Annotated in this window: 23 protein-coding genes and 1 pseudogene; 7 read left to right on the top strand and 17 right to left on the bottom strand. The window is 72.1% G+C overall.

What is annotated here, in order from left to right; genetic code table 11:
- Positions 1–40: 40 nt before the first annotated feature.
- The 3 genes and pseudogenes from ACZ7DE_RS20820 to ACZ7DE_RS20830 all read left to right on the top strand — a co-directional run.
- A pseudogene (locus ACZ7DE_RS20820) lies at positions 41–772 on the top strand (ATP-binding protein); the annotation flags it as partial.
- A gap of 218 nt (positions 773–990) precedes the next feature.
- Entirely contained in the window at positions 991–1,437 is a 447-nt protein-coding gene (locus ACZ7DE_RS20825; RefSeq protein ID WP_470763261.1) for a hypothetical protein, read from the top strand.
- A 290-nt stretch (positions 1,438–1,727) separates the two neighbouring features.
- Complete coding sequence (locus ACZ7DE_RS20830; RefSeq protein WP_470763619.1) at positions 1,728–3,593, top strand: ABC transporter ATP-binding protein; 1,866 nt, start codon at positions 1,728–1,730, stop codon at positions 3,591–3,593.
- Between the two features lie 4 nt (positions 3,594–3,597).
- Here ACZ7DE_RS20830 and ACZ7DE_RS20835 read toward each other — a convergent pair whose 3' ends face one another.
- The 8 genes from ACZ7DE_RS20835 to ACZ7DE_RS20870 form a co-directional block, all read right to left on the bottom strand.
- Entirely contained in the window at positions 3,598–3,774 is a 177-nt protein-coding gene (locus tag ACZ7DE_RS20835) for a hypothetical protein (RefSeq protein ID WP_469195218.1), read from the bottom strand.
- A gap of 477 nt (positions 3,775–4,251) precedes the next feature.
- Positions 4,252–6,132 (bottom strand): FUSC family protein, encoded by a 1,881-nt coding sequence (locus ACZ7DE_RS20840; protein WP_470763263.1) that lies wholly within the window; start codon positions 6,130–6,132, stop codon positions 4,252–4,254.
- Positions 6,133–6,780: 648 nt separating this feature from the next.
- Positions 6,781–7,512, bottom strand: coding sequence for a DUF7873 family protein (locus ACZ7DE_RS20845; protein WP_470763265.1), 732 nt, complete (start codon positions 7,510–7,512; stop codon positions 6,781–6,783).
- Positions 7,513–7,557: 45 nt separating this feature from the next.
- Positions 7,558–8,022 (bottom strand): pyridoxamine 5'-phosphate oxidase family protein, encoded by a 465-nt coding sequence (locus ACZ7DE_RS20850; RefSeq protein WP_470763267.1) that lies wholly within the window; start codon positions 8,020–8,022, stop codon positions 7,558–7,560.
- Positions 8,023–8,106: 84 nt separating this feature from the next.
- Positions 8,107–9,576 carry a DHA2 family efflux MFS transporter permease subunit gene (locus ACZ7DE_RS20855; protein WP_470763269.1) on the bottom strand — a complete coding sequence of 490 codons (1,470 nt, stop codon included), beginning with the start codon at positions 9,574–9,576 and terminating at the stop codon, positions 8,107–8,109.
- A 98-nt stretch (positions 9,577–9,674) separates the two neighbouring features.
- Positions 9,675–10,160, bottom strand: a complete 486-nt coding sequence (locus ACZ7DE_RS20860; RefSeq protein WP_470763271.1) for a MarR family winged helix-turn-helix transcriptional regulator — start codon at positions 10,158–10,160, stop codon at positions 9,675–9,677.
- Positions 10,161–10,433: 273 nt separating this feature from the next.
- Positions 10,434–11,147 (bottom strand): aspartate/glutamate racemase family protein, encoded by a 714-nt coding sequence (locus tag ACZ7DE_RS20865; protein ID WP_470763621.1) that lies wholly within the window; start codon positions 11,145–11,147, stop codon positions 10,434–10,436.
- A gap of 14 nt (positions 11,148–11,161) precedes the next feature.
- A complete protein-coding gene (locus ACZ7DE_RS20870) occupies positions 11,162–12,643 on the bottom strand; it encodes an NCS1 family nucleobase:cation symporter-1 (protein ID WP_470763273.1) in 1,482 nt (493 codons plus the stop codon).
- 147 nt (positions 12,644–12,790) lie between these two features.
- Here ACZ7DE_RS20870 and ACZ7DE_RS20875 point away from each other — a divergent pair, with 147 nt between their 5' ends.
- The gene (locus ACZ7DE_RS20875) at positions 12,791–13,525 is read left to right on the top strand and encodes a GntR family transcriptional regulator (protein WP_470763274.1); all 735 of its coding nucleotides are present in this window, start codon (positions 12,791–12,793) and stop codon (positions 13,523–13,525) included.
- Here the strand turns inward: ACZ7DE_RS20875 and pip are convergent.
- The 4 genes from pip to ACZ7DE_RS20895 form a co-directional block, all read right to left on the bottom strand.
- Complete coding sequence (gene pip, locus ACZ7DE_RS20880; protein WP_470763276.1) at positions 13,510–14,466, bottom strand: prolyl aminopeptidase; 957 nt, start codon at positions 14,464–14,466, stop codon at positions 13,510–13,512. The two genes, ACZ7DE_RS20875 and pip, sit on opposite strands and share 16 nt — an antisense overlap.
- A gap of 172 nt (positions 14,467–14,638) precedes the next feature.
- Complete coding sequence (locus tag ACZ7DE_RS20885) at positions 14,639–15,385, bottom strand: uracil-DNA glycosylase (protein ID WP_470763278.1); 747 nt, start codon at positions 15,383–15,385, stop codon at positions 14,639–14,641.
- A gap of 27 nt (positions 15,386–15,412) precedes the next feature.
- Positions 15,413–16,096, bottom strand: a complete 684-nt coding sequence (locus ACZ7DE_RS20890; RefSeq protein ID WP_470763280.1) for a class I SAM-dependent methyltransferase — start codon at positions 16,094–16,096, stop codon at positions 15,413–15,415.
- A gap of 139 nt (positions 16,097–16,235) precedes the next feature.
- The gene (locus ACZ7DE_RS20895; protein WP_470763282.1) at positions 16,236–17,144 is read right to left on the bottom strand and encodes an acyltransferase domain-containing protein; all 909 of its coding nucleotides are present in this window, start codon (positions 17,142–17,144) and stop codon (positions 16,236–16,238) included.
- Positions 17,145–17,273: 129 nt separating this feature from the next.
- On the opposite strand from ACZ7DE_RS20895, the gene ACZ7DE_RS20900 reads away from it, so the two are divergent.
- Entirely contained in the window at positions 17,274–17,540 is a 267-nt protein-coding gene (locus tag ACZ7DE_RS20900; RefSeq protein ID WP_470763284.1) for a DUF6343 family protein, read from the top strand.
- Between the two features lie 124 nt (positions 17,541–17,664).
- Here ACZ7DE_RS20900 and ACZ7DE_RS20905 read toward each other — a convergent pair whose 3' ends face one another.
- The 4 genes from ACZ7DE_RS20905 to rpsA all read right to left on the bottom strand — a co-directional run bounded on the left by ACZ7DE_RS20905 (position 17,665) and on the right by rpsA (position 21,565).
- Positions 17,665–18,045 carry a tetratricopeptide repeat protein gene (locus tag ACZ7DE_RS20905; protein ID WP_351357395.1) on the bottom strand — a complete coding sequence of 127 codons (381 nt, stop codon included), beginning with the start codon at positions 18,043–18,045 and terminating at the stop codon, positions 17,665–17,667.
- A gap of 50 nt (positions 18,046–18,095) precedes the next feature.
- A complete protein-coding gene (coaE, locus tag ACZ7DE_RS20910) occupies positions 18,096–18,716 on the bottom strand; it encodes a dephospho-CoA kinase (protein ID WP_470763287.1) in 621 nt (206 codons plus the stop codon).
- A 55-nt stretch (positions 18,717–18,771) separates the two neighbouring features.
- Entirely contained in the window at positions 18,772–19,710 is a 939-nt protein-coding gene (locus ACZ7DE_RS20915; RefSeq protein WP_470763289.1) for a PAC2 family protein, read from the bottom strand.
- 361 nt (positions 19,711–20,071) lie between these two features.
- On the bottom strand, positions 20,072–21,565 hold the full coding sequence (gene rpsA / locus ACZ7DE_RS20920) for a 30S ribosomal protein S1 (protein WP_470763291.1): 1,494 nt from the start codon (positions 21,563–21,565) through the stop codon (positions 20,072–20,074).
- A 376-nt stretch (positions 21,566–21,941) separates the two neighbouring features.
- Between rpsA and ACZ7DE_RS20925 the strand changes: the two genes are divergently transcribed.
- Together ACZ7DE_RS20925 and hrpB are read left to right on the top strand one after the other, a co-directional pair.
- On the top strand, positions 21,942–22,766 hold the full coding sequence (locus tag ACZ7DE_RS20925; RefSeq protein ID WP_470763623.1) for a class I SAM-dependent methyltransferase: 825 nt from the start codon (positions 21,942–21,944) through the stop codon (positions 22,764–22,766).
- Positions 22,767–22,846: 80 nt separating this feature from the next.
- Positions 22,847–25,369, top strand: coding sequence for an ATP-dependent helicase HrpB (gene hrpB / locus ACZ7DE_RS20930; RefSeq protein ID WP_470763625.1), 2,523 nt, complete (start codon positions 22,847–22,849; stop codon positions 25,367–25,369).
- On the opposite strand, the gene pgfA is transcribed toward hrpB, so the two are convergent.
- Complete coding sequence (pgfA, locus tag ACZ7DE_RS20935) at positions 25,359–26,351, bottom strand: cell envelope lipid trafficking protein PgfA (protein WP_470763293.1); 993 nt, start codon at positions 26,349–26,351, stop codon at positions 25,359–25,361. The genes hrpB and pgfA overlap by 11 nt on opposite strands.
- Positions 26,352–26,374: the final 23 nt, after the last annotated feature.

The following is a 26,374-nucleotide window of genomic DNA, read 5'->3' on the forward strand; positions in this document are numbered from 1 at the left end:
CACTGCGTCACACAGCACTCTGCATTTTTCAGAGTGACACTTGCCAAGTGTTCACGGCAGGGCGATAGTGGCAAGCGTGATTCCGTCCGCGCCCTTAGGAACAGACGCCGCCGCAGGCCGCCCCCAGGGTCTCGGTGCCAGCGCGGGAGCAGGCCCAGACCAGGCCGCTGCCGAGCGCCGGTTCCGATTCGAACTGGCCGCCCATCCGGGTTCCCCAGCCCAGGCCAGACGCCTGACGAGGGCTCGGCTGACCGGCTGGTCGGTGTGCGAGGACACCTGCGACACCGCCGCCCTCGTCGTCTCCGAGCTGGTCACCAACGCGATCGTGCACACCGCGAGCGACGTCGTCGTCTGCGAGTTGCACGACGGCGACGAGCTGGTCCGCATAGCCGTGCGCGACCAGGGCTGTTCGCCGGACGAGCCCCACCCCACCCCGCAGCGTCCCGAGGAGGAGCACGGGCGGGGACTGCTGCTCGTCGAGGCCCTCTGTCACGCCTGGGGCGCCCAGGAGCAGGGGCTCGGCCTGATGGTCTGGGCCGACCTGCCCCGCAAGGCGGACGCCCTCCGCGAGCCTGCCGAGCCCTGCGACAGCCTCGACCTGGACCCCGTCGTGTCGCACCACGCCGGCCTCGACGAGGTTCTCGGCGCCCTGGACGAGTTCCACGACGGCCCGGCCGAGCAGCACACCGGTCCCACCGAGCCCCGCAACGACCTCGGCTGGGGCGCCCGGCCGAAGCCCGGGCCGGCCGACGGCTCGGACGACGAGGACGAACACGCCGAGCAGCGCCACGCGGGCGCGACCACCCCGTCCGCGCCAATGCCGCACCCCGCGGCCTCGCTCGCGCCGATCCCCGCCCCCGTCGGCGGACTGCTCCCCCGCGTGACGCAGCAGTGGCAGCGCCCCGCCGGTCTCGGCGGTCCCGACGGCCGGACGCCCGGTCACCCCGCCCGCCCCCTCCCGCTCGAGCATGGCCGCGAACGGGGGCGAATATGAGCACGGTGCCCGGTCGGGCACCGGTTCTGACCCTCGACACGCTCGTACGCCTGAGGCGTGAGCCGGGCGGCGCCCCCGCCGCCGAACCCCCGCGACGGCTGATCGTGCCCGACGGCATGACGGCCCCCCTGGGCTGCGACGCCGTCTCGGTCCCCGCCCGCCTCGGCCCGCTGCTCATGCCGCGGCTGCCGCGCATGGGCTGCGTCTACGCCGACCGGGCGCACTGGTGGTGGCTGGTCCCGTCCGACTCCGACTACGCCCTGGAATGGCCCGTCCCCGCGCAGTACGCGACGGGCGCCCTCCTCCCGGACTCCGCGCACCTCCCCGATCTCATCCACCGCCCGGACGGCACGCTCCCCTACACCCCGCCGATCCCCCTCTACCTGGCCCTGTGCCGTCTCACGGGAGCGACGCCCACCTGGTCGCGGCCCGTCAGCGCGTAGCCCGCACCCCGGCCCCTGGCCGGTCCCGACGTCGGCCCCGGCGCACGCCCGCGCGTCCCGGCTCTCCCCCGTTGCGCCCTGCCCTCGCCCGGCTCGTCCCGAGATAGTGGCCGTCGTCCGACGATCGCGATCGGGGGAGGACGACGGTGAGCCAGGCGCGGCAGGCGGCGAAGGCCGGGAGGGCAGCGAAGGCCGGGAGGGCGGGGAAGGCACACGGCCGACAGAGGCCGGACGAGCGGGACGTGTCCGAGTCGGAGCGACTGCTGTTCGGCGGCCCGCTCCGCTACGACATGGGCTGGAACCAGCACAACGACGCCTTCCTCGAGCTGAACGTCCGCGCCATGGTGACCCGGCTGCCGTCCCTGCTCGCCGCCAGCCTCCGGCTGGCCCGGCAGGCCGACCCGGGAGCCGCCCGGATCGTCCTGTGCGCCGAGATCGCCCGGGGCGTGACGCAGGCGGTCGGTCTGCTCGCGATGAACGCCGTGCTGGGCCGGCTGATCACCGGTGGCCCGATCGAGGAGCGGCTGCGCGGCGCGGCCCCCGCACTGACGGTGATGGCCGCCATGCTCCTGGCCGGGACGCTGCTGCGGGCCGCGTCGACGTACGCCACCGGTCGGCTGGAGCCCAAGGTGGAGCGGGTGGCGACCGAGCTGTATCTGGAGCGGGCGGCCGCGGTGGAGCTCGCCGCGATCGAGGACCACGCCTTCCACAAGTTGCTGGACACCGCCCAGTACGGGGCCCGGTCCAGCCGGTACATGATCAGCCACGGCACGCGCGTGGTGAACGCGATGATCTCGCTGGCCGCCTCGGCCGGCGTGCTCACCGTGCTGCACCCGCTGCTGCTGCCGCTGCTGGTGACGATGACGCTGCCGAGCGCCTGGAGCGCGCTGACGAACGCCCGGCGCCGCTACGAGTCCTTCCACACCTGGGTGCAGCACGCGCGCGCGGGGCACCTGATCGCCGAACTGCTCACCGAGCCGGCGGCCGCCCCCGAGATCCGGGTCCACGGGGTCGGGCCCTTCCTGCTGCGGCACTTCCGCGCGATGTCGGAGACCGCGGAGGCGGAGCAGGCCCGGCTGGCCCGGCTCGCCGCCCGCACCGGCCTGATCGCCGCGACCTGGACGGGCGTGGCGACGCTGGCGACGTACGCCACGCTAGGCGGGCTGCTGCTCACCGGGACGATGGCGCTGGCGGTGGCGGGAACGGCCGTGATCGCCATCCGCGGCGGCTCGGCGAGTCTGAACACCCTCGTGCTGGAGGTCAACCAGTTGCACGAGGAGGCGCTGTTCGTGGGCGACCTGCAACGGCTCTACGTGGAGGCGGCGGAACGGGCGATCCCGGTCGGCGGCGCTGCCCTGCCCGAGGATCCGCGCGAGGTCCGCTTCGAGAACGTCACCTTCGGCTACCCCGGCGAGTCCGCGCGCCCCGCGCTCGACGACGTCACGCTCTCTCTGCCGCTGGGCCGGATCATCGCGCTCGTCGGCGAGAACGGCTCCGGCAAGACGACCCTGGTGAAGCTGCTGGCCGGCCTGTACAAGCCGGACCGGGGACGCATCATGTGGGACGACGTGGACGCGGCGGACGCGGACCGGCAGGGGCTGGCCGAGCGCATCGCGATGGTGGCGCAGGACTTCAAGCGATGGCCGTTCACGGCCCGGGTCAACGTGGCCGTCGGCCGTTCCGCGGCGCCGCTCACCGAGGACCGGTTGGCCGCCGCGATCGTCGAGGCCGGCGCCGAGGAGGTGGTCGCGGACCTGCCCCGCGGTCTGGACACCCTGCTCGCCCGGCACTTCAGCGGGGGCCACGAGCTGTCCGGCGGCCAGTGGCAGCGCCTCGGCATCGCCCGGGCGGCGTACCGGCGCGGGCGCATCCTCATCGTGGACGAGCCGACGGCGGCCCTGGACGCCCGGGCCGAGCTGGAGGTCTTCGAGAAGATCCGCGCTCTGGCAGGCAGCGGCCAGACGGTCGTGCTGATCACCCATCGGCTGGCGTCGGTCCGGCACGCGGATCTGGTGCACGTCCTGGACCAGGGGCGGCTGGTGGAGTCGGGAACCCCGGAGGAGCTGCTGGCGGGCGGTGGCGTCTACGCCGAGCTGTACGCGCTGCAGGCCGAACAGTTCACGGCGCACGCTCCCGCCCCGTCACAGGCGGGCTGACGGCTCAGCGCGGGGCGTCGCCACCCCGGACGACGACCAGGAACGTGTCCGTGGCGAGGTCCATGACGACCTCGGCGGCCAGCCCCTCCATGCGCCGGGCGTGCGCGAACTCCTCCGCCGGCCATGAGCCGCGCGGCCCGCCCGCGGGAAAGCGCTCGAGCACCGTTCGCCCGTTCACCATCTCGCCACCTACCTCCGATATGCGTCGTGCTTGTAGGAGTTAACGCTCCTCGGAGGCTCAACGCCTCGTCCAGTTGCGGGACTGAGACGTAGTTGACACGGGTTCAACGCAGAGTGTGAGGATCCTGTCACCTTACGAACATCTCGGACACTCTTCGTGTCGGCCATCGTACGCGTGGTGATGGCGGACGGAGGCGTCGTAGGCGCCCCCCAGCGCGCCGTCGGTCCGGCTGACCGCAGGTCGAGGAGCCGGTCGAGCGCCCCGTCCGTACGTCGCGTACGTGTGGAGGACCCGGATACGCGGTGGCCGCTCCTCCCGCACAACAGTACGTCGACGGGCGTGACTTGCGGCCCGCGCGGGAACGCGTCGCCGTCGCGGAACGTGTTGGGTGTCGCGCTCACGGACGCGTCGGCCTCGGGCGCAGCCGGCGCGCGGGCAGCGGTCGCCCTTACGGGCCTTGGGACGCGGCCGTCGGCGCTAGCCGGCCAGCCGCTGACGCGGCGCGGGCGCCGGCAGCCCCACCCGTTCGCGTCCCACGGCGAGCTCGTCGAGGAGTTCGGCGAGCCGTTCCCGGTGCCGGTCGGTGAGCCGTCCGGTGTCGTCGAGGTGGACGGCGCACGCGGTGGTCGTGTCGACGAGCCGTTCGAGGACGGCGGCGACCTCGTCGGTGCCCTCCGTGTGCCGGGCCAGGGCGGGCAGTTCGTGGGCGGCGAGGGCGCTCGCGGCACGGGCCTCGGCGAGCGTGCGGTAGGCCTCGCGGCGCAGAGTCCAGCGGGCGGCGCGGTCGTCGGAGCCGTCGAGGACGTGGACGAGATAGGCGTGGGCGGCGTCGGCGGCCGCGGCGAGCCGGGCGCGCACCTGCCCGCCCCGCTCCCCCGGCATCGGCAGGTGCCCGACGATCAGCACGATCGCACAGGCCAGCAGGGTTTCCACGATCCGGCTGACGGAGGCCTGGGGTTCCCCGCCGACCATCACCAAGGACAGCACGAGCACGGTGGCGACGGCGGTCTGCGCGGCGAAATGCCGGATGGACACCGGTATGAGCGCCCCGCACAGGGCCACCAGCGCCACGAGGCCCTCCGGCCGGGGCAGTACGGCGGCGAAGCCGGCGAAGAGCAGCGCGCCGAGCACCGTTCCCGCGGCCCGGCACAGCACACGGGACACCAGGGGCCCGAGGTCGGGCTTGACCAGGAAGACGGCGGTGGCCGGCAGCCAGTACCAGTGGGTGTGCTGCCCGTACCACTGGGACCGGTACAGGGCCTGCGCGATGGCGGCGCTGGCTCCGAAGGAGAGGGCGACCCGCAGCCCGTACTCGCGTCCGCCCGCCCCGAAGGCGGTGCGCAGCAGATCGCGGGCGCTGCGCCGACGGGTGTGCAGGTCGCCCCCGCCGCCCTGGTCGAAGGCGTCGGCGGCGCGCAGCAAGGCGTCGTCGAGGGCGCGCAGCGCCGGGGCGGATCGTGACGGCGCGGGCAGCGGCCCGGTGTGAGTGTTCTCGCGCACGGCGGCGGCGAGCCGGCGCGGCCCGGCGGAAACCCGCTCGGAGAGCGGCTCCCCCACCCAGGCGAGCGCGGTCGCGGCCTCGGCGAGGGGAAGCGCGGCGGCGTACTGGGCGTGCAGCCGCCGCTCGGCCGAGGAGCTGGCGTAGCGCCGCAGCCGGGGCCCGGCGAGGGCGTCCTGGGCGTGGTCGAGGGCGGCGGTGAGCGCGGCGCGGCGGGCGGTGGCGTCCTCGGCGCCGGCCGCGTCCAGGAGATCGGCGACGGCGTCGTACACGCGGGCCACCGCGTCCCGTTCGCCGTCGAAGCGGAAGTCGCCGGTCATCGCGCCGGGCGTGGGCAGCGCCAGCCGCAGCGCGAGCAGCCAGCCGGCCCCGGCGAGGAAGGCCAGCGCGCGCGTCCAGCCGGGCTCGGGCACCGGCATCCCGGCCCCGATCGCCGCACCGACCAGCAGCTGGGTCCCCGCCCCGGACGCGACGGGCCCGACGGCGCTCATCCCGCCCGCGAGGAGTCCCAGAGCGGTGAGGACGGCCGTCAGGGCGAAGGCCCCCACGTGATTCCCGGCGTACGTGCCCGCCAGCAGTCCTGCCGCGCCGGCGAGCGCGGGCGCCCCGAGCCGCGGGACGGACACCCGACGGCTGCCCGGCCGGTCGTTGATCCCGGCCAGCATGGCGGCGATGGCGGCGACCACCCCGAGGGAGGTGCGGTCGACGAGCACGGCGACGAGCAGCAGGGGTCCCGCCGCCAGCGCCCCGCGCGTGACCGCGCTCCAGGGGACGGGCCCGCGCTGGGTGCGCAGGGCGTGGGCGAGCCAGGGCGGCAGAACGGAGTGTGCGCGAGCGGCAACGTGCGGGCGCGGGGACACGGAGCTCCTGTCGTGACGAGGGCGGGGTGCGCCTTCGGGCGACGGTGGCCGGGGCGGTCAGCTGTGCGCTGTGGTGTCCACGGTAGGCGGTGGGGCTGGAGAGGACGGTTTCAGCGAGGTGACGACCTGCCCGAATCCTGCGTTCATTATGAACGCAACGCCGAAAACGGGACCGCGGGACGAGAGCGGCAAGCGGGAGCGGGACCGCGGGCAGGAGACGAGAATCGGGGCGGGACCGCGGGCAGGAGACGAGAATCGGGGCGGGACCGCGTGGCGGGAGACGAGAGTGGGGAAACGGGAGCGGGACCGGGGGCGTAGCCTGCCCCCGGCCCCTGTCGAGCCGCCCATGTGGCACACCGGCGCATTTGAGGACCCAGGTCAGTCGTGATGTCGTCGCGTCCTGCCTTTGGACCACCGCGCATCGAGCTGCGCGGGCCGGACTTGAACCGGCAATTCGACGTCCGGGGGCCTGGGCCCGGTCGCTCCGGCGATCGGCGGCGAATGCTGAGTCTGGAGCGAGAGTCTGAGATTCATCGCGATCCGTCCCTGAGTTCCTCGGCGGGTACGGTTCGCTCGTCACGACAAGCTTCAGCTTCAGCTTGCGCTCCTCGCGCACCCCGGTCGCGAAGGACCGGGGAGTTTCGAAGGCTACCCGAACAGGTAGCCGAACACGGCGTCACCGACCCGCTGGTCGACGACATCGGCGCCGTTCGCCTCCTCCCGGGCGAACTTCACCGCCTGCTGCACCTTCTCGAGGCGGGCCAGCAGTTCGTTGACACGCCGGGCGGGAAGGGCGCCGGAGAACTTCACGGTCGTCCAGTAACCGACCGGCACGTCCTCGTAGTAGACCTCGACCTGTGCCGGGTGCTTGTCGGTCGCCTCCGCCTTCACATGGTTGCGGGGAACCTTCTTGGTGCGCAGCGTCCGCACCGGCTCGGTCTTCCACGCGTCGGTGGAGGGGTCCTGCACCCAGGACTCGGAGGCGTCGAGCACGGGCAGCTTGCGCACGAAGGCGCTGAGGTCGACGAGCTGCTTCTCGAGGAAGAGCAGGTAGGACACGGGGACGTCGGCGACGAGGACCTGTCCGTCCACCTTCACGTCCGCACGGGCCGTGCAGTTGGCCCAGTCCTTCGTGGCGGTCACGTCGAACAGCCGGGTCAGCGTGGCCGCGGTCTCCCGCAGCACGTCCTCGGCCTTCACCTGCACCCGCGTCGACTCGGGCGGCAGTTGCTCGCCCTCCTCGTCCTTCGGCTGGTACGTCCGCGAGATGCCGGCCAGCAGCGCGGGCTTGTGCAGTCCGTGCTGGGCCGCGGTCAGGTCCTGGTGCGCCTTGGACTTGATGCCCTTCTCAACTGCGATGATCTGATTGAGTTTCGCCACGGGAAGGACCGTAACAACGGCGACCGCCCTCACTCCAACGGTTATTCACGGGCGGCTCGTCGCGGACGATTCGCCGCCGGAAGTGACGTCCAGGGCGGTCCCGTACAGGCGGGACACCCGGATCCGGATCACCACGCGCCGGTCGGGCAGCGGCTGCTCGCCGGGGGCCGACCCGTCCGCCGGGTCCACTATCTCCGCCTCGCCCTCCGCCACGGCGAACGACCAGACGTCCGGACCGCTGACGTGCAGTGAGGTGTGCGGGTCACGGCGCAGTTGGCGGACCTTGAGGCGGTCGGCGGTGGAGGAGACGCGCAGTACGCGCTGCTCGGCGTCCCAGTCGTAGAGGACGGTCGACAGGTGCGGGTGGCCGGTGCTCCGGACGCTCGCGAGTACGCCGAACTGCTGCTGCCGCAGCAGTCGGGAGAGTTCCTGGTCGGTGAGCGCCCGGGGGGCCGGACCGTCGTTCTCGGTGGTGCCGACGGTGGTTTCGGCGGCGGCGTTCTCGCCCATGGGGATCAGCCTTTCAGCGGTCGGGGTCAGGGTCGGGGTGGGTGGGGTGGGGTGGGGTGGGGTGGGGTGGGGTGAGAGAGCGGGTCAGGCGGCTGCGGGGTGGGCGGCAGCCTGATGCTCGGGGCGGCGGAGCAGCGTGAAGGCGATGGCGAACGCGATGACGAGGAGCCCCGCGCCCACCGTGAAGGCGAGCCGGTAACCGCCGGTCAGCGCCTCTGCCGCCGTCCGGCCGTCGTCCGCGAGGCTCTCGGTCCGGGAGGCGGCCAGGGTGGACAGGACCGCGACGCCCAGGGCCATGCCGATCTGCTGGGTGGTGTTGAACAGGCCGGACGCGAGACCGGCGTCCTCCTCGTTCGCGCCGGACATACCGAGCGCGGTCAGCGCCGGCAGCGCGAGGCCGAAGCCCGCGGCGAGCAGCATGACCGGGAGGAGGTCGACGGCGTAACTGGCGTGCACGGGGAGGCGGGTGAGGAGGGCCAGGACGCCGATGAGGAGCACGATGCCGGCCAGCAGGACGTTCCGCTCACCGAAGCGGGCGGTGAGACGGGCGGAGACTCCCAGGGAGACGGCGCCGATGACGGCGGCTGCCGGGAGCATCGCGAGGCCGGTCTCGGCGGCGCCGTATCCGAGCACGTTCTGGAGGTACAGGGCGACGAGGATCTGGAAGGAGAAGAGCGCGGCGACCATCAGGATCTGGACCAGGTTGGCGGCGGAGACGTTGCGCGAGCGGAAGATCCGCAGCGGCATCAGGGGGTTCTTCGCGGTGGCCTGACGGACGAGGAAGGCGGCGAGCAGCACGGCGGCGAGGGCGCCGAAGCCCAGGGTGCGGCCCGACGTCCAGCCGTACGCCTCGACCTCGACGACGGTGTGGATGCCGAGCATCAGTCCGGCGGTGACCAGAGCCGCGCCGAACGCGTCCGCGCCCGCCCTGAGGCCCGGACCGACGTCACCGGGCAGCACGCGTACGGCGATCGCGAGGACGGCGATGCCGATCGGCAGGTTGATGAAGAAGATCCAGTGCCAGTTCAGCGCGTCGGTGAGCACGCCGCCGAGGACCTGGCCGATGGATGCGCCCGCCGCGCCGGTGAAGCTGAAGACGGCGATGGCCCTGGCGCGCTCCCCGGGCTCGGTGAACAGCGTCACGAGGATGCCCAGGCTGACGGCGGAGGCCATCGCGCTGCCGACGCCCTGGAGGAAGCGGGCGGCGATCAGTGCGGCGGGCGAGGTGGCCACGCCGGCCAGCAGCGAGGCGGCGGTGAACACGGCGGCGCCGGCCAGGAACATGCGCCTGCGGCCGATCAGGTCGCCGAGCCGGCCGGCCAGCAGGAGGAGGCCGCCGAACGCGATGAGGTAGGCGTTGACGACCCAGCTGAGGCCGACGGGGGTGAAGCCCAAGTCGTTCTGGATGGCCGGCATCGCCACGGTGACGATGGAGCCGTCCAGGATGATCATCAGCATCCCGGTGGCGATGACTCCGAGGGTGAGGCGGCGTGAGCGCGGGGCGGGAGGTGCGGGGGCGGCGGGTGCGGGGGCGGAGCCGGATGCAGCAGACATGCGGTCTCTCCTGTCGGTCGGGACAACAGAAGAGACCGTAGCAGATGGTTTTGTTGCAGACTATTTCTTTCGGTCTTACTTTCGGCCTCGCCCGCCGCTCACCTGGACTGACGGGCCCGGCGGGCGGTGCGCGGAGCCTCGACGGGGTGGGCCAGACCGTCGTCGACCAGGTGCTTCAGGGCCCGCAGGAGGGCCTCCCCGTCCCCGTCGGGGAGCGTGGCCAGGGCGTCGCGATGCACACGGTCGACGATCTTCTGGCTCTGCTCGGCGACGCGGGCGCCCTCGTCGGTGACGGCGATGATCCGGGCCCGCCGGTCCCTACTGGATGGGCGACGCTCGGCCAGGCCCGCCTCTTCCAGGGCGTCCACCGTCACCACCATCGTGGTCTTGTCCATGTCGCCGATCTCGGCGAGCTGGATCTGGGTGCGCTCCTCCTCCAGGGCATGGACGAGCACGCAGTGCATGCGGGCGGTCAGGCCGATCTCGGCGAGGGCCGCGGACATCTTGCTGCGCAGGACGTGACTGGTGTGGTCGAGGAGGAACGACAGGTCCGGTTCGGTGCGCGCGGGCGTCATGGCGGTCATGCCTGCCAGCGTAGTGGAACTGGATCTGATGCGGATTATCCGGAAGAGACCTTAGTGGGCCGGCCCGGTAGACCACCTCGTGTCCCCGCACATCCGACCGCCACGACCGCCATGACCACTACGACCGCCATGACCACTACGACTGCTACGACCGCCTACCGGGCTCACTGACGCGACCGCCGATCCGGCGCACCGCCACGACCCAGCGACCCGGCGCACCGCCACGACCCACCCACCCGGCGCACCCACCCGGCGCGCCGTGGCGTCACAGCGCTAGCCGGTCCGCCACACCCTGCGCTTCGGCACCGGCTTCGCGAAGCTCCCCGCCCGGCTGGTGGTCAGGCCCAGCCCCACCAGCCCCTCCGCCAGCTTCACCGCGGCCCCGACCCCGTCCACGACCGGAAGCCCCAGTTTGTTCTCCACGTCCCGCTGCAGTCCCGTCATGCCCGCGCACCCCAGGACCAGCACCTCGGCACCCGCCTCCCGGGCCCGTTCGGCGGCGGCCAGGAAGGACGTCCGCGTGCGGTCGGCGTCGCCCAGGTCGAGAACGCCCAACCCGGTGGAGACGACGGCCGCGCAGTTGCGGCCCACCCCGGCCAGCTCCAGGCTGTCCTCGATCTGGCCGCAGGAGCGCTCCAGCGTGGTCACCACCCCGTACCGGCGCCCCAGCAGACACGCCAGGTGCGCCGCGGCCTCGGTGATGTCGACGACGGGCACGTCCACCAGCTCCCGTACGCCCTCGCGTCCGTGCTCGCCGAAGCCGGCCATGACGACGGCGTCGTAGGGCGGTCCGGCGTAGGTGCGCAGCGCGTCCATGACCGCCGCCGCGGAGAGGAAGCTGTCCAGCCAGCCCTCCGCCGACTCGGGCCCCCAGGCGGGGGTCAGCCCGGTCACGGCGGTGCCCGGGCCTGCCGCGGCCCGGGCGCCTCGCACGATCTCCTCGGTCATCTCCTGCGTGGTGTTGCAGTTGGTGACGACGATCCGCACGTTCCGCACGCTGCTCAGACCTCCACGGGCTTCCCGGGGGCGGCCACCGCGGATCCGGCCGTCCGCTCACTGCGGCACAGCAGCACGTACAGGCCCGCCCCGAGGGCCGTGCCGATGAACCAGGAGTAGGGAGCGACGTCGCTGAACGTCTTCACCAGCGCCAGCACCGCCGCGACCGCCGCGGAGGGCAGGAACGCCCACAGCGCCTTGGGGTTGACGCCCTTGCGGTAGTAGTAGCGGGAGCCGGGGGTGGCGTCGAAGAGTTCGTCCACGTCGACGCGGCCGCGCTTGACCCAGTAGTAGTCGACCATGATCACGCCGAACAGCGGGCCGAGGAAGGCTCCGAGGCCCCCGAGGAAGTAGTTGACGACGGTCGGGTTGGAGAAGAGGTTCCAGGGGGTGACGACCAGGGCGGCCACCGTGCTGATCATGCCGCCGACCCTGAAGGTGATCCTCTGCGGCCAGACGTTGGCGAGGTCGTACGCCGGCGAGACGAAGTTGGCGACGATGTTGACGCCCATGGTGGCGATGGCGAAGGTCAGCGCGCCCAGCACCAGCACCCAGGTGTTGCCGACCTTGGCGACCAGCTCCGCGGGATCGGTGATCGCCTCGCCGAACACCTCCAGCGATCCGGCGGTGACGATCACCGAGACGATCACGAACGCCGTCGAGTTGAGCGGCAGGCCCCAGAAGTTGCCGCGGCGGACCGTCCTGTAGTCGGGCGCGAAGCGGGAGAAGTCGCAGAAGTTGAGCATCAGCGTGCCGTAGGTGGCGAGGATCAGTCCGATCGCGCCGAACCACTGCCGCCACTGCTCGCCCACCGAGACGGGGTGCGGGGTGGAGGTGAGCGAGATCGTCCAGCCCGCCTTGGACAGGACCCAGACCGCCAGCGCGATCATCACCAGCCAGATCGCCGGGCCGCAGAAGTCCTGGAACTTGCGCACCGACTCCATGCCCTGGCTGATGATCAGCGCCTGGACCAGCCAGAGCGCGAGGAAGGAGATCCAGCCCAGCGCGTCGAGCCCCAGGAAGGAGTCGTGGGTCCAGGACTCCAGTCCCGGCCAGGCCGCCAGCAGCATCACGTTGACGGCGACGGAGGCCAGATAGGTCTGGATGCCGTACCACATGATGGCGATCACTGCGCGGATGAGGGCCGGGATGTTGGCGCCCCAGACGCCGAAGCTGATGCGGCTGACCACCGGGAAGGGCACGCCGTGCCGCTGGCCGATCCTCCCCATCCAGTTCATGCCGATGTAGATGAGCACGAAGCCGACGAGGAGGGAGGTGAAGATCTGCCACACGTTCATGCCGAGGACCAGCAGACCGGCGGCGAAGGTGTAGTTGCCGAGATTGTGGACGTCCGACATCCACATGGCGAAGAGGTCGAAGACCTTCCAGTTCCGCTTCCCCGCGGGTGCGAGGTCTTCGTTGGTGAGCCGGGGATCGGGAACGAACGCTGGTGCGCCGGTGGCTTCGGCGCGGTCGGCGAGGGACACGGGGCCTCCCAGGACAGGGGGACGGAGGAGGACAGCTGCCGTTTGGTATACCAAACTGCGGTCATGGTCCCGCCGTCAAGCGTTCTGACCGATGTCCGTCCCGTTACGCCTCCGTAAAAGCCCCCTCGTGTCGGCGAAGATGGGTCCATGACGAAGATCGAACCGCTCGGAGCGGTGCGCGAGCGCGTCCTGGGGGCCCTGCGGCAGGAGATCATCGCCGGCCGGCTGCGCCCTGGAGACCGACTCGTCGAGCGGGAACTGGCCGAGCGGTTCGGCGTCTCCAGGGTTCCGGTCCGGGAGGCCATCCGCGCCCTGGTCGCCGAGGGCTTCGTCCTGTCCGAGACCCCTCGCCGCATGGTCGTACGACCCCTGAGCCCCGCGGACGTCAAGGAACTCTTCGAACTGCGCGAGGCGTTGGAGGTGTACGCGGCAGGGCTGGCCGCCACCAGGGCGACCCCGGAGGCCCTCGCCGAACTGCGGGAACTACTGGCGGACGCGGCCGCCGCGACCGAGGCCGGGGACGCCGAGGCCATCACCGACATCAACACCCGCTTCCACGACCGTCTCCTCGCCATGGCCGGCAACACCCTGCTGATCTCGGTCATGGAGCCGGTCGCCGGACGCCTGCAATGGCTCACCCGGCGCAACGAGGAGTGGCCCCAGCTCCTCACCGAACACCAGGAGCTCTACGACGCCATCGCCTCCGGCGATCCCGGCCTCGCTCGCACCCACGCCCTGAACCACGTACAGGCCAACTACCGTTCCACGGTGCGGCACTTGTACGGCGACCCCTCCGAAGCACCGTCCGCCTGGTCAACGGGGGCCGCTTCGTCCGAAGGGCCCCCGCACCGTCCGGCCGGGCCGTCTCAGCGTCGGGCGTAGCCGTCGGTGGCCGCCACCAGCGCCTCCACCACGCCCGGCGTCCTCGCGCCGTGCCCGGCCTGGTCCACGACGATCAACTCGCTGCCGGGCCATGCGTGATGGAGCCGCCAGACGGTGCCGAGAAGGTTGCCGAAGTCGAGGCTGCCCTGCACGAGCGTGCCGGGCACGCCGTCGAGGAGCTGGGCGTCGCGCAGGACGGCTTCCTCTCCGTCCAGGAAGTGACCGTTGCCCCAGTAGTGCGTGACCGTGCGGGCGAAGCCCATCCGGAAGACGGGATCCTCGAACCTCTCCACCGACCGCGGCGGCGCCGGAATCGTCGCCGTCTCCCAGTCGGTCCACGCCCGCGCGGCCCGCTCCCGCACCTCCGGGTCGGGCGATTCGAGCAACCTGTTGTAGGCGGCCGCGAGATTGCCGTCCCGCGCCCCGCCCTCCGGCAGCCCCGCCAGAAACCGTTCGAACGCCTCCGGGAACACCTTCCCCAGCCCTCGGGTCAGCAGCTCCACCTCGGCGTCGGACCCGGTCGCGACGTCGGCCAGCACCAACTCGCTCACCGCCGCCGGACACCTCTGCGCGTACCGCAACCCCAGCACCGACCCCCACGAGCCGCCCCACACCAGCCAGCGCCCGATCCCCAACGTGTGCCGCAGCAGCTCCAGATCGGCCACCAGATGCGCCGTCGTGTTGACGGCCAGGTCGGTGCCGTACGCGCTCGCGTGCGGCGTGGAGCGGCCGCAGCCGCGCTGGTCGAGCAGCACGATCCGGTACGCGGCCGGGTCGAAGAGCCGCCGGTGGTACGCCGTGGCGCCTGAGCCAGGCCCGCCGTGCAGCACCAGGGCGGGCTTGCCCCGCGGGTTCCCGCAGGTCTCCCAGTACACGCGGTTGCCGTCCCCGACGTCGAGCATGCCGTGGTCGTACGGTTCGATCTCCGGATACAGCCCCATCTCGGCACCGTACGACCTCGGCCTCGCCGCCGTCGCCAGGATTACTCAGGACGAGGCGGGGTGGCGGAGCGGAAGGAGACGCCGGTCGTCGGCGCCCGGCGGGTAGGCAGTCGGCGGTACGCGGTGGGCGGCACACCTCACCGCTCCTCAGGCCCCGCCGCCCCTGTGGGCGTCAGGCCCCGGCGACCCCGGCAGCTGTGCGCAATACGTCCCGCAGCATCGCCGGGGTGAGCCGGCCCGTGAAGGTGTTGCGCTGACTGACGTGGAAACAGCCGAGGACTTCGATGCCCTCGCCGCCGTCCGGCCTTTCGAGCGGCACCCGAATCCCGTGCGCGAAGAGGGGCCGCGGCCTGGGGACGGTCCAGCCCGCCTCGGCGAGCACGGGCAGGGTCGCCTGCCAGCCGAAGGCGCCGAGTACGACGACCGCTCGCAGCGTCGGCCGCAGCAGCCGCAGCTCCTGCACCAGCCAGGGCCTACAGGTGTCCCGCTCCCCCGGGGTGGGCTTGTTGGCCGGCGGCGCGCAGTGGACGGGCGAGGTGACCCGCACTCCGTACAGCTCCAGGCCGTCGTCGGCGGAGACGGAGGTGGGCTGCGAGGCGAGCCCCACGTCGTACAGCGCCTGGTACAGCACGTCCCCGGAACGGTCGCCGGTGAACATACGACCCGTACGGTTCCCTCCGTGCGCCGCGGGGGCGAGCCCCACGATCAACAGCCGGGCGTCGGGCGGACCGAATCCGGGCACGGGACGCCCCCAGTACGTCCAGTCCGCGAAGGCCGCCCGCTTGGTACGGGCCACCTCCTCACGCCAGGCCACCAACCGAGGACACGCCCTGCACCCCGCAACCCGCCGGTCGAGCCCGGCAAGCGCAGAGGAGGCGGGTGCGGAGGAGGCAGGTGCGGAGGAGGCGGAGGCGTCCATGTCTCCACCGTAAGACCAGTCCGTCGCCTACTCCGTCGCCGGCACAGCCCTCACCCAGATCCGGTCCTGGGTCAGGTACCGGTCCACGCGTAGGCCCGCTTCGGCCAGCGCCTGCTCGAACTGTTCCTTGGTCAGCGGGCGGGTTCGGAAGGTCTGGGTCCATACCGCGTCAGGGAACTCGTATTCCGCGCGCACGGGGTGCACGCCGTCCTCGACGGGTCCGGCCGAGACGATGCGTACCGTGAAGCCGCTCGGATCGACGCGTTCACGCGGCAGGTCGGAGTGGTAGTCCTCGCCCTCGCGTTGGATCAGTACACATCCGCCCTTGGCGACATGCCGTGCGCAGGCGCGCAGTATCCGTCGCCGTATGTCGACGTCGCCGTTGTGCACGAGGAACGACGCGAGCATCACCACGTCGAACGTCTCGCCCAGGTCGAGGTCCTCGACCGGGCTGCGTATGGTGCGGGCCCCGTGGACCCGCTCCAGCATCTCCGCGGACTCGTCCACCGCCGTGACCGTGAATCCGCGTTCCAGCAGGGCGTGGGTCACGCGGCCGACTCCGCTGCCGAGTTCGAGGATGTGCGCGCCCGGGGGAACCGCTGCGGCGATGATGTCCGGCTCGTTGCCGACGGGCAGGCGTGAGTAGAACTCGACCGCGCAGCCGTCCGGGGTGATCGCACCGGGGCCGGTTCCCTCGTGTCCCTGTCGCATGTGTGGCGTCATGTCCGTTCAACGGGCCGGGTGTGCGGGGCCGTTCCCCGGGCGGACGGGTTCACCCGTTCGAGGGATGAGACGTGCGTTCGGGGCGGAGTCGGGGGCCGGGGCGGAGGGTGGAGCCCCCCTCGGTGGGCTACAGCGCGAACCATCCCTGGCCGCCGTACCAGTGGCCGCCGTCCCGCAGGTGGTCCACGACGGTCCGTTCCAGGAGGGTGCGGCGGGGCAGCCGGTCCAGGGGGACGTCGGTGGTGCCGAAGACGAAGCGGAGGGGGTCGGTGTCGCGGGGTTCGGTCGGCAGGTGGCTGAGACGGAACCGCTCCTGGAAGCGGACGATGTTGGAGTCCTGCGGCAGGTAGTTCCTGATCTGCGGGTCCAGCAGCCATGAACCGCAGGTGGCCACGGTGTAGGGCTCGTCCGGGTAGTGGCGGGCGAAGAACTCCCGTGCGCGCGCGAGGGAGCGGTCGACGGCCAGGGGGGTGAGCGGGCCCATGAAGTCGGGCACGTGCACGCCCAGTCCCGGGTCCTCCGGTGCCATGGGCGGTCCCGCTGCCGTGATCGAGTCGCTGGTCCGCCGGTCGACGCGGTCGCGTTGGAACTGCAGCCGGCCCAGCTGGTAGAGCTCGCCCCGGAAGTGCAGTGTCAGCCATCGCGGGTCCATCAGTCCGCCCGTGCCGTGCCATCGCCGGTGCCAGGCGACGTACCGGCCGACGTCGGCGAGGGTGTGCCGGCTGACGTCCTCGGGGATGCCCCGTTCTCGGTGGTGTGCCCGCACGTGGGGCAGCGCGGCGACGAAGACGTACAGGGGGAAGAAGCGGGCCGTCGCCGGCGAGGCGCCGGGGGGCGCCGGGATGTCGGCCCCGGATCCGCGGATCTGTCCGGTGCCCAGGTCCCGGACGAGGTCGGCCACCGTCTCCTGCAGGAGCAGCAGCGACTCCGCGTCGCGCGACACGTGCCGGCTCAGCCGGACGGCTTCGTCGATGTCCTGGTGCGGTACCGCAAGGTCGAGGAGCGCCTCGGCCAGCTCGTCGGTGTTCGGCAGCACGGGGAAACGACTCCTCTTCGACGGGGGCCCGTCCGGAGAAGGCCTCTGGAGGACGCCCGTGGGGGCGCCGGACCCAGATGGAGAACGTCCGGAGCCGGGAGTACGTTTCAGGAAGGAGCAGGGATCGGGATGCGTACGGGCAGTGAGCCGGTGACCGCGCGCAGTGCGCTGCGGATGCGTCTTGGGCTGGCCCTGTGGGGTCTGGCCTGGGCGGTCTTCGGGACGGCCGCGTTCGCTCTCGCGGGGCGTCCGGGGTGGTCCGCGGCGTGCGGGGTGCTGGCGGTGGTGGTCACCGTCGATCTGATGATGGTGATCAGGCACATCCGGCAGGGTCCTCACTATCAGCCGGGCCGCGACATCCCGCCGTACCGGCCACCTGAGCACCGTCGCCCGTGAGCGCTGCTGTCCCTGAGCCCCTTCGCCCCCGGGCATCGTCTCCCCTGAGAGGCCGTCGGCCCTGCGGGACCGTGGTCCTTCGAGGGGCCGTCGCCCTGAAGGGGCCGGGGGCGCCGGCTGTCCCTCAGGTCTCGAATCGTGCCGCCTTCAGGTACTGCGGGTTCGGGTCCAGTGCCGCGGCCAGTCGGAAGTGGCGCTTGGCCTGGTCGCCGCGGCCTTGCCGTTCGTAGGTGCGGGCGAGCGCGAAGTGGGCGAACGCGTTGTCCGGCTCGCGCTCCAGGACCACCGTGAATTCCAGTTCGGCGGGGCGCAGTTGAGCGGCGGCGAAGAAGGCACGCGCGCGCAGCAGGCGGGCGGCGGTGTTCTCGGGGTGCGCGGCGATGACTTTGTCGAGCAGCTTCACCGCGCCCCGCGGGTCCCGTGCGGCGAGGAGTTGTTCCGCGGCACGGAAGTCGATGACGTGTGTCTCCGGAGTGCGTCCGGTCGAACCTGCGGTATCGGGCACGGAAAAATCCTTCCCTTGCTGGCAGGGTTCAACGCGCGCGGTCGGGGCCGCTATTCCGGGGAGGTCTCACGTGGCGTGTGTGCCCGGCGTACGAGGTCGGCCCACACGTCCTGCACGCGCTGTCGCAGTTCGGGCAGTGGGACGTCGTTGTCGATCACGATGTCGGCGATCTCGCGGCGCTTCTCGCGGGTGGCCTGGGCGGCCATGCGTGCGCGTGCGTCCTGTTCGGTCATGCCGCGCAGTCGGACGAGCCGGTCGAGTTGGGTGTCGGGGTGGACGTCCACGACGACGACGAGGTCGTAGAGGGGGGCGAGGCCGTTCTCGGTGAGGAGGGGGACGTCGTGGACGACGACGGCGTCCTTCGGGGCGGACGTCTCCAGTTCGCGGGAGCGGGCGCCGACCAAGGGGTGCACGATCGAGTTGAGGAGGGCCAGTTTCTCGGGGTCCGCGAAGACGATCGAGCCGAGCCGGGGGCGGTCGAGGCTGCCGTCTTCGGCGAGGACGTCCTGGCCGAAGGCGTCGACGACCGCTGCCAGGCCGGGCGTGTCGCGTGCGACGACCTCGCGGGCGATGCGGTCGGCGTCGATCAGTACGGCTCCGCACTCGACGAGCAGCCGGGACACTTCGCTCTTGCCGGCGCCGATCCCGCCGGTCAGGCCCACCTTCAGCATGAGCGGAAGCTTAGGGCCTGCCGGTGACGGAGCGTCCGGCAGGCCCCTGGACGGCTCAGCCCTCCCCTTCGCGCTCCGCGAGAAATCGCTCGAACTCCTGCCCGATCTCGTCCGCGGACGGGATGTCGACCGGGTCGGCGAGCATGTTGCCGCGGGTCTCGGCGCCGGCCGCGGCGTCGTACTGGTGTTCAAGGCCTTGGACGAGGCTGGTGAGCTCCTCGTCGCCTTCCTGGATCTGGCGGTCGATCTCGGTCTGCGTGCGGTGCGCGTCGGTGCGCAGGGAGTGGGCGATGCCCGGCAGGACCAGGCCTGTCGCCGCAGTGATCGCCTCCAGGACGGTGAGGGCCGCGTCCGGATACGTCGAGCGGGCGATGTAGTGCGGGACGTGCGCGGCGACGCCGAGGATGTCGTGGCCGGCCTCCATGAGGCGGTATTCGATGAGGGCCTCGGCACTGCCGGGGACCTGGGCCTCGTCGAAGGGGCTGCGATGGCCGGGCATGAGGTCGGTGCGGTTGCCGTGCGGGGTGATGCCCACGGGGCGCGTGTGGGGGACGCCCATGGGGATGCCGTGGAAGTTCACCGACAGGCGGACTCCGAGGCGCTCCACGATCTGCTTCACGGCGACGGCGAAGCGTTCCCACTCGACGTCCGGCTCGGGGCCGGAGAGCAGCAGGAAGGGTGCTCCAGTGGCGTCCTGTACGAGGCGTACCTCGATGGCGGGTTCCTCGTACTCGGTCCACCGGTCGCGCTTGAAGGTGAGCAGCGGGCGGCGGGCGCGGTAGTCCACGAGCCGGTCGTGGTCGAAGCGGGCGACGAGTTGGTGGGGCAGCGAGTCGAGGAGCCGGTCGACGATCTGGTCGCCGGTCTCGCCCGCGTCGATGTATCCGTCGAAGTGGTAGAGCATGACAAGTCCGGCCGATTCCTGGGCCAACGCCATGTCGACGACTGCCAGGCCTTTCGGCTCCCATGCGTACAAACCCTGCGGATCAAGCACTTGGACCGCTCCTCCTCGTGTTCCTACCGAACAACGCCCTTGGGAGCGTGGGCATTCCCGCCGGGGCCCGGAATCCGGCGGGTCTTCCGGTCGGTCGTCCGGCAGGGGCGGGGGAACCCACGATCGGCCCCCTTCCCCCTCCCCCGGCCGGCTGTGGCCGTCGGCCGGACGGCGGACCTGCTCGGGCGTGTTGTCACGGCGCCGCGCGAGCCGTGACACCGCACCGCACGAGCCTCGCGCAGAGGCCGGCGTCGGGGCAGGGGCAGGGCACGGCTGAGGGCCCGCACCTCGAAAGGTACGGGCCCTCGACTACCGGCTAATCCTCAGCGGGGACACCCGGGGGCGCCCCTGCCGGGGAGAGTCAGCTCTGGCCGCCGGCCAGCTTCTCGCGCAGCGCGGCGAGCGCCTCGTCCGAGGCCAGCGCGCCGGAGGTGTCGGCGCCCTCGGAGGAGTACGAACCGCCACCGGCCGCGGCCGGAGCAGCAGCCTCGCCGCCCTCGGCGGCAGCGGCCTCGTCGGCCTCGCGGGACTTGATGACCTGAGCCTGGTGCTGCTCGAAGCGCTGCTGCGCCTCGGCGTACTGGTGCTCCCAGGCCTCGCGCTGGGTCTCGTAGCCCTCGAGCCAGTCGTTGGTCTCGGGGTCGAAGCCCTCGGGGTAGATGTAGTTGCCCTGGTCGTCGTAGGACGCGGCCATGCCGTACAGGGTCGGGTCGAACTCGACCGAGGCCGGGTCGGCACCGAAGGACTCGTTGGCCTGCTTCAGCGAGAGGCTGATGCGACGACGCTCGAGGTCGATGTCGATGACCTTGACGAAGATCTCGTCGTTGACCTGGACGACCTGCTCCGGGATCTCCACGTGGCGCTCGGCCAGCTCGGAGATGTGGACCAGACCCTCGATGCCCTCGTCCACGCGGACGAACGCACCGAACGGAACCAGCTTCGTGACCTTGCCGGGCACGACCTGGCCGATCTGGTGGGTGCGGGCGAACTGCTGCCACGGGTCTTCCTGGGTCGCCTTCAGCGACAGGGAGACGCGCTCGCGGTCCATGTCGACGTCGAGGACCTCGACCGTGACCTCCTGGCCGACCTCGACGACCTCGGAGGGGTGGTCGATGTGCTTCCAGGACAGCTCGGAGACGTGGACCAGACCGTCGACGCCACCCAGGTCCACGAAGGCACCGAAGTTGACGATCGAGGAGACCACACCGGAGCGGACCTGACCCTTCTGGAGGGTCGTGAGGAACGTCTGGCGGACCTCGGACTGGGTCTGCTCCAGCCAGGCGCGGCGGGACAGGACCACGTTGTTGCGGTTCTTGTCCAGCTCGATGATCTTCGCCTCGAGCTCCTTGCCCACGTAGGGCTGGAGGTCGCGAACGCGGCGCATCTCGACCAGGGAGGCCGGCAGGAAGCCACGGAGGCCGATGTCGAGGATGAGACCACCCTTGACGACCTCGATGACGGTACCGGTGACGATGCCGTCCTCTTCCTTGATCTTCTCGATCGTGCCCCAGGCACGCTCGTACTGAGCGCGCTTCTTGGACAGGATGAGACGGCCTTCCTTGTCCTCCTTCTGGAGAACGAGGGCCTCGATCTCATCGCCCACGGCGACGACCTCGTTGGGGTCGACGTCGTGCTTGATGGAGAGTTCGCGGCTCGGGATAACGCCTTCGGTCTTGTAACCGATGTCGAGCAGGACCTCGTCCCGGTCGACCTTCACGATGACGCCGTCGACGATGTCGCCGTCGTTGAAGTACTTGATCGTTTCGTCGATCGCGGCGAGGAAGGCTTCCTCGTTACCGATGTCGTTGACCGCAACCTGCGGGGTGGTGGCGGTGGTCTCGGTGCTGCTCGTCATGTGGGAAAGGGCTCCGGTTACGGACAGAAAGTCGTAGGTACTGCTACGCCGGGAGCCCGTATCGCTCTGAAGAAGCCGGACAGCCAAGGAAGCGCCCCACCATGAAACCGGTGATGACGCCTCGACAACCGAGGGGACTACAACAGATGCGAGCGCAGCCTGCTACGTCTGAGGTGCGCAGGCCCGCAGCGCAACTTGTAGCATACGGGGGCAGCCGGGCAGGGTCAATGCGCGAAGGCGCACACCCGGGGCGGATCGCCGCATACCCGGCACACAACCTTTCTCCCGAGGCCGCGCAGGCCACAGGAAGTCCCTTCGGTGACACCTGAGTGGCACCGTCGGGCGGGTTGCACGGAAGAGTACGACGAGGGAGCCGATCATCCAAGAGCCCGCATCGTCCGAGACGGCCTTCGAGCCGGAAGCCACCCGACGTGACTCCGATGTCACCGAGAGCGCCCGGGCCAACCGGGGCTGGTGGGACCGCAACGCGGACGAATACCAGATCGAGCACGGCACGTTCCTCGGCGACGACCGCTTCGTGTGGGGTCCCGAGGGTCTGGACGAGGTGGAGGCCGAGTTGCTCGGCCCGCCGGAGGACCTGAAGGGCAGGGCGGTCCTGGAGATCGGCGCCGGCGCGGCCCAGTGCGCGCGCTGGCTGGCCGCGCAGGGCGCGCGTCCGGTCGCCCTGGACATCTCCCACCGCCAGCTGCAGCACGCGCTGCGCATCGGCGGCTCGTTCCCGCTGGTGTGCGCGGACGCGGGGGCGCTGCCCTTCGCGGACGCCTCCTTCGACCTGGCGTGTTCGGCGTACGGGGCGCTGCCCTTCGTCGCCGATCCGGCGCGGGTCCTGAAGGAGGTGCGGCGGGTGCTGCGTCCGGGCGGCCGATTCGTGTTCTCGGTGACCCATCCGATCCGGTGGGCCTTCCCGGACGAGCCGGGGCCGGAGGGGCTGACGGTGTCGTCCTCGTACTTCGACCGCACTCCCTATGTCGAGCAGGACGATCAGGGCCGCGCGGTGTACGTGGAGCACCACCGGACGCTGGGCGACCGGGTCCGCGACATCGTGGCGGGCGGTTTCCGGCTGGTGGACCTGGTCGAGCCGGAGTGGCCGGCCTGGAACTCGTCGGAGTGGGGCGGCTGGTCCCCGCTGCGCGGGAACCTGATCCCGGGCACGGCTGTCTTCGTCTGCGAGCGCGACTAGCGAGACGGTCGGGCCGTCCTCTCAGTGGCGGGCGCACGCGCGCGTGGGCGCGTCTTCGCGCGTACGACACTGGGGGCGTGATCCTCCGTGAAGACGCCCTGGACGCGCTGCCCGTGCGGGCCGCCCTGCCCGCCCTGAACGACGCTCTGGACGGGCACGGCGCCGCCGTCCTCGCCGCGCCGCCGGGCACCGGCAAGACGACGCTGGTGCCGCTCGCGCTGGCCGGCCTGCTGGACGGGCGGCCGGCGCGACGGGTGCTGGTGGCCGAGCCGCGGCGGATCGCGGCGCGGGCGGCGGCGCGGCGGATGGCGTGGCTGCTGGGCGAGAGGGCCGGGGAGAGCGTCGGCCACACGGTGCGCGGGGAGCGGGTCGTGGGGCCGCACACGCGCGTGGAGGTCGTCACGACCGGTGTGTTGCTGCAACGCCTGCAGCGCGACCAGGAGCTGACGGGCGTGGACGTCGTGGTGCTGGACGAGTGTCACGAGCGGCATCTGGACGCGGACACGTCGGCCGCGTTCCTGTGCGACGTGCGCGAGACGCTGCGGCCCGATCTGCGGCTGGTGGCGGCCTCGGCGACGACCGACACGGAAGGGTGGGCGCGGCTGCTGGGCGGGGCGCCGGTGGTGCAGGCCCAGGGCTCCGCGTTCGGCGTGGAGGTGGTCTGGGCGCCTCCGGCCCGTGCCGTGCGGCCGCCGCACGGGATGCGGGTGGACCCGGCCCTGCTGGCCCATGTGGCGTCGGTGGTGCGGCGGGCGCTGGTCGAGCGTTCCGGGGACGTGCTGTGCTTCCTGCCGGGTGTCGGGGAGATCGCGCGGGTGGCGGGTCTGCTCGGGGAGCAGGCCGGTGTGGACGTGCTCCAGGTGCACGGGCGGGCGTCGGCGGCCGTGCAGGACGCGGTGCTGGCGCCGGGTGCGCGGCGGCGGGTGGTGCTGGCGACGTCCGTGGCGGAGTCCTCGTTGACCGTGCCGGGGGTGCGGGTGGTCGTGGACTCGGGGCTGGCGCGCGAGCCGCGCGTGGATCATGCGCGCGGGCTGAGCGCGCTCGCGACCGTGCGGGCCTCGCGGGCGGCGGGTCGGCAGCGGGCGGGACGGGCCGGGCGTGAGGCGCCGGGCACGGTGTACCGGTGCTGGGCGGAGGCGGAGGACGCGCGGCTGCCGTTGTTTCCCGCGCCGGAGATCAAGGTGGCCGATCTCTCCGCGTTCGCCCTTCAGGCGGCCTGCTGGGGCGATCCGCAGGCGTCGGGACTGGCGTTGCTGGACCGGCCGCCGACCGGGGCCATGGCGGCGGCGCGGGAGTTGCTGACGGCGATCGGGGCGGTGGACCCGGCCGGCCGGGCGACCGAGCGGGGGGTGCGGCTGGCCCGGCTGGGGCTGCATCCGCGGCTGGGGCGGGCGCTGCTGGACGGGGCGTCCGCGGTGGGGGTGGAGCGGGCCGCCGAGGTGGTCGCGCTGCTGAGCGAGGAGGCTCCGCGGGAGTACGGGGACGATCTGGCCGCCGCTCTGCGTCGCGCGCGGCACGGGGGTGACGCCTACTCGGGGCGGTGGCGTGCCGAGGTGCGGCGGCTGCGGGCCGTCGCCGCCCAGGACCTCTCCGGACTGCCCGCCCCGGTCTCGCGTCCGGCGGAGGCGGACGGCGACGGCCTCGTGGGGCTCGTCGTGGCGCTCGCGTTCCCCGAGCGGCTCGCCAGGGCCGACGGCGGCTCCTACCTCATGGTCTCGGGGACACGGGCCGAGGTGCGTGAGGGCACCGGTCTGCGGGGTGCGCCCTGGCTCGCCGTCGCGGTCGCCGACCGGCCTGTCGGCAGGGGGCACGCGCGTGTGCAGCTCGCGGCGGTCGTGGACGAGGGGGTGGCCCGGGCCGCGGCCGGTGTGCTGCTCGACGAGCGGGAGGAGGTGCACTGGGCGGGGGGTGACGTGGTGGCGCGGCGGGTGGAGCGGCTGGGAGCGGTGGAGCTGGCGGTGCGGTCGCTTTGGGACGCGGACCCCTCGCTCGTGCGCGGTGCGCTCCTCGAGGGGCTGCGGAGGGAGGGGCTGGGGTTGCTGCGGTGGTCGCCCGAGGCGGACGTCCTGCGGCAGCGGCTGGCTTTTCTGCGGCTGCGCGTGGGCGAGCCGTGGCCGGACGTCTCGGACGCGGCGCTGCACGCGCGCGTGGACGAATGGCTGGAGCCGGAGTTGAGCCGGGCCCGGCGGCGCGGCGATCTGGGGCGGATCGACGCGGGGCAGGCGCTGGGGCGGCTGCTGCCCTGGGCTTCCGGGGAGGCGGGCCGGCTGGACGAGCTGGCGCCCGAGCGGATCACCGTCCCCAGCGGGTCCAGGATCCGGATCGACTACTCCGAGCCGGAGCGGCCGGTTCTGGCGGTGAAACTGCAGGAGATGTTCGGGCTCCAGGAGTCGCCGCGGGTGGCGGGGGCGCCGCTGCTCGTGCATCTGCTGTCCCCGGCCGGCCGGCCCGTGGCGGTCACCGCCGACCTCGCGTCCTTCTGGAGGGAGGGTTACAAGGGGGTGCGGGCGGATCTGCGGGGCCGGTATCCGAGGCATCCGTGGCCGGAGGATCCGGCGGGCGCGGAGCCGACCCGGTACACCAACGCGCGGCTCAGGCGGTGACGGGGCGCGGTTCGGCGGGCTCGGCGGCGGCCGGCGGGCGCGGGCGACGGGTGCGGGCCTCCAGCCACAGGGCCAGGGCCGTCAGCAGGACGCCGAGCAGGAGGAAGCCCCAGGGCAGGTAGGCGGTCAGCAGCAGGACCAGGGTGCGGTTGGACTTGACCACGGCCACGGTGTGGTCGATGTAGTCCTCGCGCATCTTGACGTGTCCGGCGAACGCCGTGACCTTGGCGCGGCCGCCGAGGAGGGTGCCGCCGCGCAGTTCCTCCTGGTGGATCTCCTCGCCGTAGACGGGCGCTCCGGTGACGGGTTCGACCCAGAACCTGCGGACGGTGGTGTACCAGCGGGTGGTGCCGGTCCTGGCGACGGTCTGGGGGGTGATGCCCTCGACGGGCATCGTCCTGGGCAGGGGGACCTTGGTCCAGGGGACGGTCTGTTCGAAGTAGTAGACCTTCAGGCCGCGGAAGTCCTGGGTGCCCTTGTAGTGGATGGGGGCGGTGGTGCGGGTCTGGGCGTCGAAGTACTCGTAGTCGCGTTTCTGGGTCAGGAACGGCCACTTGAACTCGATGCCCTTGCGGCGGACGGGGTCGCCGTCGACGGATTCGCCGGTGGCGTGGACGGGTTCCTGGGTGTGGGCGTCGAAGATGTAGCGCTCGGGGACCTTGGAGACCATCTTGCCGTCGGGTCCCTGGACGTAGGACAGGCCGTCCCAGACGACGACGTCCCGGCCCGCCGTCCTCTCGATCCTCTCGGAGGCCTCCACGTCGCCCTTGAGGGTCTGGACGATGGTGATCTCGGGGACCGTGCGGGCGGTCATGGTGCCGTAGTCGAGGAGGGTGGCGTTCTTCGCCTGCAGGACCATCGTCTGGTACTCGTTCGCCGGGATCTTGGCCAGGCGGGGGAAGGCGTACCAGCGCAGCAGTGGGGAGAGCGCCGCGAAGAACACGGCGAGGGCGAGCAGGACCAGGCCGGCTGTGCGGCGCATCTCGGCCTCCTTCGCGGGTGGAA

Source organism: Streptomyces sp. NPDC037083, assembly GCF_055606485.1.

Bases quoted from the DNA above. Each gene is read 5' to 3' on its own strand.
- ACZ7DE_RS20900 (WP_470763284.1), top strand. From the start codon at position 17,274: ATGCGTACGGGCAGTGAGCCGGTGACCGCGCGCAGTGCGCTGCGGATG.
- ACZ7DE_RS20855 (WP_470763269.1), bottom strand. From the start codon at position 9,576: ATGTCTGCTGCATCCGGCTCCGCCCCCGCACCCGCCGCCCCCGCACCT.
- ACZ7DE_RS20835 (WP_469195218.1), bottom strand. From the start codon at position 3,774: ATGGTGAACGGGCGAACGGTGCTCGAGCGCTTTCCCGCGGGCGGGCCG.
- ACZ7DE_RS20875 (WP_470763274.1), top strand. From the start codon at position 12,791: ATGACGAAGATCGAACCGCTCGGAGCGGTGCGCGAGCGCGTCCTGGGG.
- ACZ7DE_RS20830 (WP_470763619.1), top strand. From the start codon at position 1,728: ATGGGCTGGAACCAGCACAACGACGCCTTCCTCGAGCTGAACGTCCGC.
- ACZ7DE_RS20885 (WP_470763278.1), bottom strand. From the start codon at position 15,385: ATGGACGCCTCCGCCTCCTCCGCACCTGCCTCCTCCGCACCCGCCTCC.
- ACZ7DE_RS20825 (WP_470763261.1), top strand. From the start codon at position 991: ATGAGCACGGTGCCCGGTCGGGCACCGGTTCTGACCCTCGACACGCTC.
- ACZ7DE_RS20850 (WP_470763267.1), bottom strand. From the start codon at position 8,022: ATGGGCGAGAACGCCGCCGCCGAAACCACCGTCGGCACCACCGAGAAC.
- ACZ7DE_RS20860 (WP_470763271.1), bottom strand. From the start codon at position 10,160: ATGACCGCCATGACGCCCGCGCGCACCGAACCGGACCTGTCGTTCCTC.
- ACZ7DE_RS20890 (WP_470763280.1), bottom strand. From the start codon at position 16,096: ATGCGACAGGGACACGAGGGAACCGGCCCCGGTGCGATCACCCCGGAC.
- pip (WP_470763276.1), bottom strand. From the start codon at position 14,466: ATGGGGCTGTATCCGGAGATCGAACCGTACGACCACGGCATGCTCGAC.
- pgfA (WP_470763293.1), bottom strand. From the start codon at position 26,351: ATGCGCCGCACAGCCGGCCTGGTCCTGCTCGCCCTCGCCGTGTTCTTC.
- rpsA (WP_470763291.1), bottom strand. From the start codon at position 21,565: ATGACGAGCAGCACCGAGACCACCGCCACCACCCCGCAGGTTGCGGTC.
- coaE (WP_470763287.1), bottom strand. From the start codon at position 18,716: ATGCTGAAGGTGGGCCTGACCGGCGGGATCGGCGCCGGCAAGAGCGAA.